The organism is Caballeronia zhejiangensis (assembly GCF_022879815.1).
In the GTDB taxonomy this organism is placed as follows: Bacteria; Pseudomonadota; Gammaproteobacteria; order Burkholderiales; family Burkholderiaceae; genus Caballeronia; species Caballeronia zhejiangensis.
Genome location: NZ_CP084284.1, coordinates 41,546 through 55,192, shown reverse-complemented (window position 1 = coordinate 55,192; position 13,647 = coordinate 41,546). Strand labels below are relative to the sequence as shown.

The 13,647-nt window shown below is 61.9% G+C and carries 11 protein-coding genes and 1 CRISPR repeat array; of the genes, 4 read left to right on the top strand and 7 right to left on the bottom strand.

From position 1 onward, the window contains the following. Positions 1-11: 11 nt before the first annotated feature. The 3 genes from LDZ23_RS14800 to LDZ23_RS14790 are packed head-to-tail and all read right to left on the bottom strand — an operon-like array spanning position 12 to position 3,637. A complete protein-coding gene (locus LDZ23_RS14800; RefSeq protein ID WP_008354151.1) occupies positions 12-2,075 on the bottom strand; it encodes an NADH:flavin oxidoreductase in 2,064 nt (687 codons plus the stop codon). A gap of 28 nt (positions 2,076-2,103) precedes the next feature. Then, positions 2,104-2,634 carry a DUF5943 domain-containing protein gene (locus tag LDZ23_RS14795; RefSeq protein WP_008354152.1) on the bottom strand — a complete coding sequence of 177 codons (531 nt, stop codon included), beginning with the start codon at positions 2,632-2,634 and terminating at the stop codon, positions 2,104-2,106. A gap of 31 nt (positions 2,635-2,665) precedes the next feature. Continuing rightward, positions 2,666-3,637, bottom strand: a complete 972-nt coding sequence (locus LDZ23_RS14790; protein WP_008354153.1) for a dipeptidase — start codon at positions 3,635-3,637, stop codon at positions 2,666-2,668. 410 nt (positions 3,638-4,047) lie between these two features. Between LDZ23_RS14790 and LDZ23_RS14785 the strand changes: the two genes are divergently transcribed. Continuing rightward, positions 4,048-5,043, top strand: a complete 996-nt coding sequence (locus LDZ23_RS14785; RefSeq protein WP_008354155.1) for a GlxA family transcriptional regulator — start codon at positions 4,048-4,050, stop codon at positions 5,041-5,043. A gap of 4 nt (positions 5,044-5,047) precedes the next feature. Here LDZ23_RS14785 and LDZ23_RS14780 read toward each other — a convergent pair whose 3' ends face one another. Together LDZ23_RS14780 and fdhA are read right to left on the bottom strand one after the other, a co-directional pair. Next, a complete protein-coding gene (locus tag LDZ23_RS14780; protein WP_244808178.1) occupies positions 5,048-5,578 on the bottom strand; it encodes a GNAT family N-acetyltransferase in 531 nt (176 codons plus the stop codon). 907 nt (positions 5,579-6,485) lie between these two features. Beyond that, positions 6,486-7,682 (bottom strand): formaldehyde dehydrogenase, glutathione-independent, encoded by a 1,197-nt coding sequence (gene fdhA / locus LDZ23_RS14775; protein ID WP_008354157.1) that lies wholly within the window; start codon positions 7,680-7,682, stop codon positions 6,486-6,488. 227 nt (positions 7,683-7,909) lie between these two features. Here fdhA and betI point away from each other — a divergent pair, with 227 nt between their 5' ends. Genes betI through betA form a run of 3 tightly spaced genes read left to right on the top strand, consistent with a single transcriptional unit; the run spans position 7,910 to position 11,700 of the window. Next, a complete protein-coding gene (gene betI / locus LDZ23_RS14770) occupies positions 7,910-8,497 on the top strand; it encodes a transcriptional regulator BetI (RefSeq protein ID WP_008354158.1) in 588 nt (195 codons plus the stop codon). A 29-nt stretch (positions 8,498-8,526) separates the two neighbouring features. Further along, positions 8,527-9,996 (top strand): betaine-aldehyde dehydrogenase, encoded by a 1,470-nt coding sequence (gene betB / locus LDZ23_RS14765; RefSeq protein WP_244808177.1) that lies wholly within the window; start codon positions 8,527-8,529, stop codon positions 9,994-9,996. Positions 9,997-10,008: 12 nt separating this feature from the next. After that, complete coding sequence (gene betA, locus LDZ23_RS14760; protein WP_008354160.1) at positions 10,009-11,700, top strand: choline dehydrogenase; 1,692 nt, start codon at positions 10,009-10,011, stop codon at positions 11,698-11,700. Between the two features lie 61 nt (positions 11,701-11,761). Further along, positions 11,762-12,399: a CRISPR direct-repeat array (repeat unit 28 nt; unit sequence GGTCTATCTCCGCGCGCGCGGAGGAACC). A gap of 86 nt (positions 12,400-12,485) precedes the next feature. On the opposite strand, the gene cas2e is transcribed toward betA, so the two are convergent. Beyond that, entirely contained in the window at positions 12,486-12,788 is a 303-nt protein-coding gene (cas2e, locus tag LDZ23_RS14755) for a type I-E CRISPR-associated endoribonuclease Cas2e (protein ID WP_008354162.1), read from the bottom strand. Continuing rightward, positions 12,760-13,647: a type I-E CRISPR-associated endonuclease Cas1e gene (cas1e, locus tag LDZ23_RS14750; protein ID WP_008354163.1), complete on the bottom strand. Its 888-nt coding sequence runs from the start codon at positions 13,645-13,647 to the stop codon at positions 12,760-12,762. Before cas1e ends, cas2e begins: the two co-directional genes overlap by 29 nt.

The window sequence follows — 13,647 nt, the reverse complement described above, 5'->3', positions numbered from 1 at the left end:
CGAATACCTCGTCAGAAGTCTTTGCAGAGGCGCAGCGAATCGTAGATCGCGCTGTGGATGTTGTGCATCGAGATGCAGTCGCCGACGCGGAACAACAGGAAGCGTCCGTTCCCGAGCTCTTCGCTCAACGACGGCTGCGGTAGCGATGCGAACAGCGTGTGCACGTCGATCTGTCCGCGATTGAGCGACTCGGGCTTGAGCTTCCAGTAGAGCGCGTCGTTCGGCGTGATGCCGTTCTCGATCACGACCTGATCCACCGCGCGCTCTTCCTGCTCTTCCGTGTACTCGTTGCGGATCACGGCGATCTTCTTGCCGTTTTCCTCGTAGACCTTGTCGAGCCAGTAGTTAGGCGTATGAATGACGCCTTGCGCATAGAGACGGCGATAGAAGATCGGGAACGTGGTGCCGCCGGTGTCGTCGGCGACTTTGACATCGGGCGTGACGATCTCGACGTTATTCCCGCGCGACGCGATGAAGTCCGCTACGCCCGCGCCCGCATGAGTCGATACGCCGTCGTAGACGAGCACGTTCTTGCCCGGCTCGACCTTGCCCGAAAGAATGTCCCACGAACTCACGGCGAGACCTTCTTCGACGCCCCACGCAGGGACCTGATCGGTGAACGACGAACCGCCCGTCGCGAGCACGACGATGTCCGGCTTTTCGGCCATGATCATCTTCTCGTCGGCGGCGACACCGAGACGGCGATCGACGCCGAGGCGCTTCGTTTCCATGTCGAACCAGCGCACGATGCCGGCCATTTGCTCGCGCTGCGGCGCTTTCGCGGCGAGCATGATCTGACCGCCGACATAATCGTTCTTCTCGAACAGCACGACATCATGACCACGCGAACGCGCGACGCGCGCCGCTTCGAGACCGGCAGGCCCCGCGCCGACCACGACAACCTTGCGCTTCGGCCCGCGCGTCTTTTCGATGACGTGCGGCATCGTCTGTTCGCGCGACGTCGCGGCGTTCTGCACGCACAAAACGTCGAGACCGTTGTACTGGCGATCGATGCAATAGTTCGCGCCGACGCACTGCTTGATTTCGTCTTCGCGGCCATCGCGAATCTTGATGACCATATGCGGATCGGCGATCTGCGCGCGCGTCATGCCGACGAGATCGACCATGCCGTTTGCAAGCAGACGCTCGGCCTGTCCCGCATCGCGAATGCTTTGCGCATGCATGATCGGCAGCTTCACGACCGACTTGATGCCCGCGGCGAGATGCACGAACGGCTCGGGCGGCAGCGCCATCGGCGGCATGCAGTTGGCGAGCGTGTTGTGCGTATCCGCGCCCGAACCGATCACGCCGACATAATCGATGAGGCCGCTTTCGGACATCGCCTGCGCGATCTCCTTGAGGTTCTCGTGCGAGAGACCGTCTTCATGAAATTCGTCGCCGCACATGCGCAGGCCGACGCAAAAATCCGCGCCCACCTCTTCACGCACGGCCTTCAGCACTTCCATCCCGAAGCGCAGACGATTCTCCAACGAACCGCCCCATTCATCGGTACGGAAGTTGGTGCGCGGGCTCCAGAACTGATCGATCAAATGCTGATGCGCCGCCGAGATCTCGATGCCGTCCATGCCTGCATCCTTCACGCGCTTCGCGGCCGCCGCGAAGTCCTGGATGATGCGCTTGATCTCTTCCACTTCGATGATCTTCGCGTTGCCGCGATGCACCGGCTCGCGCACGCCCGACGGCGACATCAGATGCGGCCAGTGCTCGCCGTGCCATGCGGAGCGGCGGCCCATGTGCGTCGCCTGAATCATGATGAACGCGCCATGACGATGCATGGCTTCGGCGAGACGCGAGAGCGGATCGATGACCTTGTCGGTCGCGAGGTTCACCGACTTCCACCAGCCTTGCGGACTGTCGATCGACACCGGGCTCGAACCGCCGCACACGGCGAGGCCGACGCCGCCCTTCGCTTTCTCCTCGTAATAGCGGATATAGCGGTCGCCGGGCAGACCGCCCGGTTCGGCATAGACCTCCGCGTGCGCGGTGCTGACGATGCGGTTGCGCAACGTGAGCTTGTTGAGCTGAAGAGGCTTGAAAAGGTTCGGGTAACGCATCGCGATCGACCTCGGAGTTGAGCTTTGCTTACAGCGGCGACACTTCAAATACGCAATGCGAATGGCCTTCCGCCGCGCATTGGGTTTCGATCGACTTCGAGCGCGGACCTTTCTTCGCACTGTCGGGAGCCGTGTCGTTGACCCAGTCCATCGCGCCCGCGAACCATCCCGCGAACATGTAGCAGAGCTTGCCCTCTTTGCCGGGCTGCGCGAGCACGAACGACGAGTTATGCAGATGAATGCGCGCATGCGATGTCGCAGGATCGGCTTCGACGATCGTGAAGAGTCCCCATCCACGTTGCGACAGGCGCTTCAGGTAATGCTCGAAGCACGCCATGCCGCTGATGCCGTGCTTCTCGGCTTCCTTGTCGCACCAGTGATACGCGGACTTGTAGCCGGCCTTGTAGAGAATCTCGGCATACGTATCGCGGCCGAGCGCTTCTTCGACGGCGACGTGATTGTTCGTGAAGAAGTGGCGCGGCACGTAGAGCATCGGCAGCGCGTCGGTGGTCCAGACGCCGGTTTGCGGATCGACATCGATAGGCAGTTGCGGTTGCATCGCGGGGTTCCTGTTTATTTGTCGTTGACGGTCAGACGTTCCAGACTTCGCCGAAGAAGCGCATCCAGTTTTCGCCCATCACTTTCTTGATGCGCGATTCGCTCCAGCCGGCCTTTTCCATTGCAGCGGTGAGGTTCGGGAATTCGCCGATCGTGCGAATGCCTTCCGGATTCACGACCTTGCCGAAGTTCGTCAGGCGGCGATAACGGCCCTTGTCGTGCGTGATCCAGTCGAAGAATTCGGTGCTATAGCCTTGCGTGAAGTCCGTGCCGATACCGACGTTGTCTTCGCCGATGACATCGATGGTGTATTCGATCGCTTCGAGATAGTCATCGACCGTTGCATCCGGGCCTTTCTTGAGGAACGGCGAGAACATCGTCACGCCGACGAAGCCGCCCGCATCGACGATCTCGCGCAGTTGATCGTCGCTCTTGTTGCGCGGATGATCCTTGAGTCCCGACGGACAGCAGTGCGAGTACGTGACGGGCTTCTTCGAGCAGGCGATCGCATCGGAAGACGTCTTTGCGCCGACGTGCGAGAGATCGACCATGATGCCGACGCGATTCATCTCGTGAATCACTTCCTTGCCATAACCCGACAGACCGCCGTCCGGTTCATAGCAACCCGTGCCGACGAGGTTCTGTGTGTTGTAGCAAAGCTGGACCACGTTCACGCCCAGCTCCTTGAACACTTCGATATAGCCGAGGTTGTCCTCGAACGCATACGAGTTCTGGAAGCCGAAGATGATGCCGGTCTTGTTTTCCTTCTTTGCGCGCAGGATGTCGTCGGTCGTGCGGACGAGCGTGAGAATTTCGCTGTATTCGCGGATCTGCTGCTTCATTTCCGCGATGTTGTCGATGGTCTTCTGGAAGTCTTCCCACACCGACACGGTGCAGTTCACGGCGGTGACGCCGCCCTTTCTCATGTCTTCGAACACGGAGCGCTCGAACTTCGAGATGTTCAGTCCGTCGATGATGATGCTGTCGTTGTGGAGGGTGCTCATCGTGGTGTGCTCCGTGTCGCCTGAGAGGTGGGGGTCGTTCGACGTCGCTTTCGTCGTTGCGTCTATTCTTGACTTTCGCCCTGCCGGTCAATTTACGAATTCAGACGTGTTCTTTACCTTTTCCGACATGCGCGTCTGTTTTCGACAAGTGGCGAATTCCTTTTCGGTGTAGCGAATTTTTTGTGTGGGCTGTTGCACTGCATCGGAACGATCGTGCGCTGCTGCAGTGCATGTCTTGCGGCGCCTGGCCCCGCGTCAGTGCGAGCGCGCAGCGGAGCATGCGCGATGCCCTTCATCGATCAGGGTTTAGCCTGATGGCATGGTAGTTGCACTCGCAACCAAAATTGCAAGCGTGGTAAGCGCCGCGCATGACGGCGCCACTCAATAGATTCCAAGGAATCAGTTCTCACATGTCCTCCGATCGCACGGCGTCGCTGTCACACTTCGCGTTCATGCCGCTTCCCAACTTCACGATGATCGCGTTCACCAATGCGATCGAAGTCCTGCGCATGGCGAACTACTTGACGGGGCAGCCGTTGTATCGCTGGTCGATCGTGAGTCCGGAGGGCGGGCCGGTGACGGCGAGCAACGGGCTTTCCGTCGATACCGGTCCGGTGGAATGCGTGGGGCAGCCCGACATCGTGTTCGTGGTCGGCGGCATCGACGTGCAGCGTGCGACTACGCCCGCGCATCTTTCTGCCTTGCGCCGTTTCGCGCGCACGGGCAGCGTGCTCGGCTCGCTTTGCACCGGCACGTATGCATTGGCGCGCGCGGGCTTGCTCGCCGGCTATGCGTGCGCGATTCACTGGGAAAACATGTCGGCGCTTAAAGAAGAGTTTCCCGACACGCGCTTTCTCAAAGAGCTGTTCGTGGTCGATCGCGATCGCGTGACGTGTACGGGCGGCGTCGCGCCGCTCGACATGATGCTGAACTTGATCGCGGCACGCGTCGGCACCGCGCGGGTGACGCAGATCGCGGAGCAGTTCATCGTCGAGCATGTGCGCGATACGAGCGCGCAGCAGCGGATGCCGCTCGTCGCGCGTCTGGGGTCCGCGAACAAGTCGCTTTTCGAAGTCATCTCGCTGATGGAGAACAACATCGAAGAGCCGTTGTCGCGCGAGGAACTGGCGCGGCTCGCGGGCATGTCGCAACGGCAACTTCAGCGGCTATTCCGCGAACATCTCGGCATGACGCCGACGCATTACTATCTGACGTTGCGCTTGCGGCGCGCGCGTGAATTGCTGCTGCAGACCGACATGTCGATCATGCACATCACGATGGCGTGCGGTTTTCAGTCGGCGTGTCATTTCTCGAAGAGCTATCGCGATGCGTTCGGCACGGCGCCGACGCGCGAGCGGCGCAAGCAGGTGCCGCCGCTGGCTGCCGTTCCCGCGATGGTGGCCTGAGCGTTCAGATCGCCATGTGAAGGCGCGTTTCGCAGACTTCGCATCCGCCGAGTCTTTCGGTGCGGAACACGCCGTCCAGTGCAAAGCCGAGCGCCTTGTAGAAGCGCAGGCCGTGCACGTTTTCTTCGAGCGCCCAGAGCGTCATTTCCCGATAGCCTTCGCTTGCCGCGGCGTTGATCGCTTCATCGATCAGCATTCTTCCCGCGCCCTGGCGCCAGTGTGCCGGGTCGATATAGATGGCTTCGATTTCGGCATCCGTTCTGCCTTTGTCGTTATCGCGTGACGGGCCCCATGCGATCCATCCGAGCATGATGTCGTCGCGTTCGGCGAGCATTATGCGGGGCATGCCGCGCGCGATCAGCTCGGACCAGAGGGCACGGCGTTTCGGAATGGAAAGCGAATTGAGGTATTCGGCGGGGAAGATGGAACGATAGGCGGCCTGCCAGGCCTTCACGTGGATGCGCGCGATTTCCGCAGCATCGGAGGGGGCCGCCAGGCGGAAGGAAAGCGCGGTTCGGGGGTAATCGGCCTTCATGCGTCCTAGTATGACGCGGTTTTCTTGCTTTTTGCCTTGTGGTTTTCGCTTGGTTCGGGTTTTGCCGGATGCCGGTTTCGCCGGAGCCCGGGTCGGTTGGCTTGGCTTGGTTTCGCCGGATCCCGTATTCGTGTCGGTCTATTAGCACTGCCCCTGTGCGGGGCGGCACTCACTTTCTTTGCTGCTGCAAAGAAAGTAAGCAAAGAAAGCAGCTTCCGATACGCCCGCGGTCACACGCAATTTGGGTAGTCCTCTCGTCCATCGTGGGCTGCCTAAAGAGTGCCCTCATAGGCCCAACCGGGCTTGGATCGCGCACGGTCTGCCACATCGCACCACACAACAAACTGGTTCAGCACCAAATAGCTCCAGCCCGCTTCGCGGCCGACCGGTCAAGCGGGTCCGCGCGTGCTTCGCTACTAACGTCTCAATCTCGCTGCACTTGCCGCACGTTGGTTTCCCTTGCATACCGGGCGGCAGCGCGTAGCGCTGTGCCGAAGCTCTTTCGTGCTGAACCAGTGTCCTCAGCGTTTTCGGGCGGCGGACCGTGCGCGAGCCAAGCCCGATTAGGTGTTTGAGGGCACCCTTTAGGCGAGTGCCGCCTGTGACGAGAGGACTACCCAAATTGCGTGTGACCGCGGGCCGTGACGAGCTGCTTTCTTTGCTTACTTTCTTTGCAGCAGCAAAGAAAGTGAGTGCCGCCCCGCACAGGGGCAACGCTAATAGACCGCCACGAAAACGGGATCCGGCGAAAAGAAACGAAACGAAACGCCAAACCCAGCTTGGCAGCGGCAAAGAAAGTAGGTGCCGCCCCGCACGGGGGCCGTGCTAATAGACCGACGCGATCACGGGATCCGGCAACAACAAGAAAACCGAAGGCCCCCAACCCGCCGGGGGCAAAAACAAAGGCTCAAGCCGCCTTCAACAACCCATGCGGATCGATAACAAACTTCCTCGGCGCTCCGCCATCAAACTTCCGATACCCATCCGGCGCTTCATCGAGCGAAACCACCGTCACATTGACGATATCGGCAATCGGTAACCGATCCCACAAAATTGCCTGCATCAGATTGCGGTTGTACTTCATGACCGGCGTCTGCCCCGTATGGAACGAATGCGACTTCGCCCAGCCCAGCCCGAAGCGAATGCTCAAACTCCCCTTCCTCGCCGCAGCATCGACCGCACCGGGATCGTCAGTCACGTAAAGACCCGGAATCCCGATCGCGCCCGCCGCCTTCGTAATCTCCATCAGCGAATTGAGCACCGTCGCGGGCGCTTCGTGACCGGCATCGCTGCCGTGACCGTGCGCTTCGAAACCGACGCAATCGACCGCGCAATCCACTTCCGGCTTGCCGAGAATCTGCTCGATCTGCTCGCCGAGCGTCGCATCCTTCGACAGGTTGATCGTCTCGAAGCCCATCGCGCGCGCATGCGCAAGACGCTCCTCGTTCATGTCGCCGACGATCGTGCAAGCCGCGCCCAGCAAGCGCGCCGACGCAGCCGCCGCCATCCCGACCGGCCCCGCGCCCGCGATATACACAGTCGAGCCCGGCCCCACGCCCGCCATCACCGCGCCGTGGTAACCCGTCGGAAGAATGTCGGAGAGACAAGTCAGATCGCGGATCTTGGACATCGCCTGCGCTTTGTCGGGAAACTTCAGCAGATTGAAGTCCGCGTACGGCACCATCACGTATTCCGCCTGACCGCCGATCCAGCCGCCCATGTCGACATAGCCATACGCGCCGCCCGCACGCGACGGATTCACGTTCAGGCACACGCCCGTATGCTGCGCCTTGCACGTCGGACAACGGCCGCACGCGACGTTGAATGGCACCGAAACCAGATCGCCGATGGCAAGCGTCTCGACATCGCGCCCCACTTCGATCACTTCGCCCGTAATCTCATGGCCGAGCACGAGGCCGACTTCCGCAGTCGTGCGGCCGCGCACCATGTGCTGATCCGAGCCGCAAATGTTCGTGCTGACGACCCTCAGAATGACGCCGTGGCCGATGTCCCGCCCGCGTGGATCGACCATCTTCGGATAGTCGATGGATTGCACTTCGACCTTGCCCTGCCCCAGATACACGACGCCGCGATTGCTGCTCATTGATCGTCTCCTTGTTTCGTGGACGGCATGCGCGAACCATCCGACCGATGACCGCGCCCGTGCAACGAGGGTAGCGCTCTCGCGACGCCGCGACTCGCACTCAATGCGACGCACGTTTGACTGAAACCGACATCGCGCGCAGAAAACCTTTCGACCCGGTTTTTATTGATTGACCGTTCAAAATAAAAAAAATAGTATCTGCGCACATCGTCAGTCACGAAAAGACCATGCCCAAGCTCGGAATGCGCGATATCCGCCGCGCGCAACTCATCGACGCCACGTTGCATACCATCGACCAATCGGGACTTTCCGGCGCGACGCTCGCTTCGGTCGCGCAGCGCGCGAGCACGTCGACGGGCATCGTCAGCCATTACTTCGGCGACAAGGACGGTCTGCTCGAAGCCACGATGCGCCATGTGCTGCGCTCGCTATGGCAAGGCACGTCGCGCCGCCGCAAAGCCGCGAAGCCCGATCCGCGATCGAAACTGCGCGCGGTCGTCGCGGCGAATTTCGATGTGGAACAGGTGAACGGGCCCGTCATGAAAACCTGGCTCGCGTTCTGGTCGGAAAGCATGCACAAGCCGGAATTGCGCCGGCTGCAGCGCGTGAACACGCGGCGTCTGCATTCGAACCTGTGCGCGGATTTCGCGCGTGCCTTGACGAAGCCCGCCGCGCGCCGCGCCGCAAGCGGCCTCGCCGCGCTGATCGACGGCCTGTGGCTGCGCGGCGCGCTGGCCGGCGAGCCGTTCGACACGAAGGGCGCGCTGCGGCTCGCTTACGAATACATCGACCTCGTGCTGGAAGCGCACGGCTGATTAATCACATTCAAGGAAAGGAGCGCGACATGTCCGCATTCGGAGAGCAACGGCTTTATATCGGCGGCGAATACGTCGATGCGACAAGCGGCGAAACCTTCGACACGCTCGATCCCGCGACCGGCGAAACGCTCGCGCGCGTGCAGCGGGCGTCGCAGGCGGATATCGATCGCGCGGTGAAATCGGCGCGCGAAGGCCAGCGCGAATGGGCCGCGATGACCGCGATGCAGCGCTCGCGCATCCTGCGCCGCGCGGTCGATCTGCTGCGCGCGCGCAACGACGAACTCGCCGCGATCGAAACACGCGATACCGGCAAGCCGATCGCGGAGACGCGCGCCGTCGATATCGTCACGGGCGCGGATGTCATCGAGTATTACGCGGGGCTCGCGACGGCCATCGAAGGTGAGCAGATTCCGCTGCGCGAATCGTCGTTCGTTTATACGCGGCGCGAACCGATCGGCGTGTGCGCGGGCATCGGCGCGTGGAATTATCCGATTCAGATCGCGTGCTGGAAATCCGCGCCCGCGCTCGCGGCGGGCAACGCGATGATCTTCAAGCCGAGCGAAATCACGCCGCTGACTGCGTCGAAGCTCGCGGAAATCTATACGGAAGCGGGCGTGCCCGCGGGCGTCTTCAATGTCGTGCATGGCGACGGACGCGTAGGCGCGATGCTCGCGGAACATGCGGGCATCGAGAAGATATCGTTCACGGGCGGCGTCGAAACCGGCAAGAAAGTGATGGCGCGCGCGGGCGGATCGACGCTGAAGGAAGTGACGATGGAACTCGGCGGCAAGTCGCCGCTCATCGTATTCGACGACGCCAACCTCGAACGCGCCGCCGATATCGCAACGAGCGCGAACTTCTTCAGTTCCGGACAGGTATGCACGAACGGCACGCGCGTGTTCGTCGAACGCGGTGTCATCGGCAAGTTCGAAGCGCTCGTGATGGAGCGCGTGGAGCGCATTCGCATCGGCGCGCCCGATGATCCGCGGACGAATTTCGGGCCGCTGGCGAGCGGCGCGCAGTTGCAGAAGGTGCTGACGTATATCGAGAGCGGCAAGCGCGAAGGCGCGCGGCTCGTCGCGGGCGGTGGGCGCATGACCGACGGCGCATTCGCGCGCGGCCAGTACGTCGAGCCGACCGTGTTCGCTGATTGCCGCGACGACATGCGCATCGTGCGCGAAGAAATTTTCGGGCCTGTGATGAGCATCCTCGCGTTCGATGACGAAGACGAAGTCATCGCGCGCGCCAACGATACCGACTACGGCCTCGCGGCGGGCGTCGTGACGGAGAACCTGTCGCGCGCGCATCGCGTGATTCATCGGCTCGAAGCGGGCATCTGCTGGATCAATACGTGGGGAGAGTCGCCGGCGGAAATGCCCGTCGGCGGATACAAGCAATCGGGCGTCGGGCGCGAAAACGGCATCGTCACGCTGAGCGCCTTTACGCGCATAAAGTCCGTGCAGGTCGAGCTCGGTCCCTATCAGCCTGTGTTTTAAGGAGCATGTGCGATGAGCGCGAACGAATACGATTACATCATCGTCGGTGCGGGATCGGCGGGCAACGTGCTCGCGTCGCGTCTCACGGAAGACGAAGACGTGACGGTGCTGCTGCTCGAAGCGGGCGGGCCGGATTATCGCTTCGACTTTCGCACGCAGATGCCTGCGGCGCTGGCTTATCCGCTGCAAGGGCGGCGATACAACTGGGCGTATGAAACCGAGCCCGAGCCGCATATGAACAACCGTCGGATGGAGTGCGGGCGCGGCAAGGGGCTGGGCGGATCGTCGCTGATCAACGGCATGTGTTATATCCGCGGCAATGCGCTCGATTACGACAACTGGGCGTCGATGCCCGGTCTCGAGAACTGGAGTTATCTCGACTGTCTGCCGTACTTCCGCAAAGCGGAGACGCGCGATATCGGACCGAATGCGTATCACGGCGGCGATGGTCCCGTGCATGTGACGACGAGCAAGCCCGGCAACAATCCGCTTTTCGCCGCGATGGTCGAGGCGGGCGTGCAGGCGGGTTATCCGCGTACCGAGGATCTCAACGGTTATCAGCAGGAAGGCTTCGGTCCGATGGATCGCACCGTGACCGCGAAGGGACGTCGTGCGAGCACGGCGCGCGGGTATCTGGATCGCGCGAAGCATCGTGCCGGGTTGACCATCGTGACGCATGCGATCACGGATCGCGTGTTGTTCTCGGGTAAGCGGGCTATCGGCGTTGCTTATCTGCATGGCGGGCAGCGCGTGACGGCGCATGTGCGGCGCGAAGTGCTCGTGTGCAGCGGCGCGATTGCATCGCCTCAGTTGTTGCAGCGCTCGGGCGTCGGACGGTCTGACTGGCTGAAGGAGTTGGAGATTCCTGTCGTGCATGATCTGCCGGGCGTCGGTGAGAACTTGCAGGATCATCTCGAGATGTACATGCAGTACGAATGCAAGGAGCCGGTGTCCTTATATCCGGCGTTGCAGTGGTGGAATCAGCCGGCGATCGGGCTCGAATGGATGCTGAACGGGACGGGCATCGGCGCGAGCAATCAGTTCGAAGCGGGCGGCTTCATCCGCACGCGCGACGAGGATCTTTGGCCGAACATCCAGTACCACTTTCTTCCGGTCGCGATCAATTACAACGGCTCGAATCCGATAAAGATGCATGGGTTCCAGGCGCATGTCGGATCGATGCGCTCGCCGAGTCGGGGGCGCGTGAAGCTCAAGTCGCGCGATCCGAACGCGCATCCGAGCATTCTTTTCAACTACATGGCCGATCCGCTCGACTGGCGCGAGTTTCGCGATGCCATTCGGATTACGCGCGAGATCATGCGGCAGCCCGCGCTCGCGCGATATCGCGGGCGGGAGTTGCATCCGTCGGATGATCTGCAAAGCGATGCGGAACTCGATGCGTTCGTGAGGGCGAAGGCGGAGACGGCTTTTCACCCTTCGTGCTCGTGCAAGATGGGTTATGACGATATGGCTGTCGTCGACGGCGAAGGACGCGTGCATGGGATGGAAGGATTGCGCGTCGTGGATGCGTCGATCATGCCGCAGATCACGACCGGGAATCTCAATGCGCCGACGATCATGTTGGCGGAGAAGATTGCGGATCGGATTAGAGGCGTTGCTGCGTTGGGGCGGGCGGAGACGGCTTATTTTGTGGCGCGGGGGAAACGGGCGCGGGAGGTGGTGGGGGGGTTGGTGGGGGTTTGAGGGGGAGCTCCGCTTGGGCGGAGGAAACGATCTGATCGTGCAGCAGCCGGGAGTCGGCGACGGGCTATCTGCGCGTGAGCGGAGGAACCGCTTCGAAGAGATCCGGATCGGCTTCCCTGCGCGGTCTATCTCCGCGCGGGCGGAGGAACCGCGACTGCGGCCGGCGTCGTCTTGCCGGGAAAGGGTCTATCTCCGCGCGCGCGGATGAACCTTCTGGGTTGCACCGTCGGCAGCCTTACCTGGCGGTCTATCTCCGCGCGCGCGGAGGAACCTGCGCGGCCTGAACCGATGTATGAATACGGCAAGGTCTATCTCCGCGCGCGCGGAGGAACCGCCAAGTCGTGATGACGCGCAAGTGCAACCAGAGGTCTATCTCCGCGCGCGCGGAGGAACCATTTCGATAAAGCCTTCAATAATCGCTTCATAGGGTCTATCTCCGCGCGCGCGGAGGAACCCTCCGAAACAGCTTCCTGACGCAGCCCTGTTGAGGTCTATCTCCGCGCGCGCGGAGGAACCGGGAACAGAGACCGGACCTTCACCCGGCACAGGGGTCTATCTCCGCGCGCGCGGAGGAACCGACCCGCTGCACTTGATTGGGTCGCGCCTCTGGGGTCTATCTCCGCGCGCGCGGAGGAACCTTTGGGAATGGGCGAGCGGCGTCGCTCCCTTTGGGTCTATCTCCGCGCGCGCGGAGGAACCTCTGCCTCGTAACACCATGATCCCAAAGAGGAATCCCCCAAACCGATCCAGTCTCACCTCCCCAATTTTCAAAGAACAAAACGCCCCTACCCCGCCAACATCCGCCGCACGACATACATCCCATCAACATCGACAAGCTCGCGCGGCGGCTCACCAAGATGCGCGATCCCGATGCCGCCGGCCGCATCCAAATCCCGCCAAACCATCACGACGCTACCGCGCGGCTCATGTCCATGCCACTCGGCAAGCACCGACCACGTTCTCTCGCGAACGCCCTTGTTCATGCGCGGCGCCACATAGACACCCGCCGACACCTCCAGCATCACCGACGCCAGAAACCCGCGAAACCGGTCCGCGACGTCAGACGTCACCACCACGACCAGCGCCATCGTTGTCCTCCAGCGTCTCATCCAGACGCAGCACCTGCTTCACGCGATCGATCATCGCGGGAATGACAGCCTTCTTCCGAAAGACGCGCGCCGCCTCGCGCCGCACGAGTCGGTCGATGGTCTGATCGCTCCGTCCGGCCTCTTTAGCAGCGGCGAATGCGATCGAAAGCGTGATGTCATCTCGAAAAAGATCGGCGATATCGAGCACGAACGCTTGCCCCGAATCCTGGTGAATGAACCCGAGCTGCGGTATCGCCGCAAGCGCCTGCACGGCGATGGCAGCCGCCGCCTGCACCGCCGTCGCCGCATGATTGATCGCCTGATTGGGCAGATCGGCGGCCTCGGGATTCGCGCGGTCGTAACGACGTCCGTCCCACTCGATGCCAAACTGCTGCGCCCGCAGCCGATAGATGGTCTTGACCCGCGCGCCCTCGATGCCGCGCAGCGTATCGAGATCGCGATGCGGCAGCACCTCGCCCAAACGCAACGCGTACATATGCCGCGCGACGCTCAGACGCCGTCGGGAATTGCCCCACAACTCCGCCTGCCGCCGCGCGACGCTCGAACGGTCCGGCATCAAAGGCGGCGCGGTGTAAGTACGCACGCCATCGACGCCAACCGCCGCGAGCAACGTACCGTGACGCGCGAGCAGACGCAGCGCATCGTGCGTCACGCTGCTGCCGGGACCGAGCAGAATCATCGACACCGACTGATGCGGAATCTGATCAACGTGCTGTCCGCTCGTGAAGTGCAGACATCCGTCGATCACGTTCAGCTCGCCGCGTTCGAGCCACAAAAGACCATGTCGATCCGCGTGCGGAACGCGCGATGTATCGAGTCCGAGCCGGCCCTTCAGCAC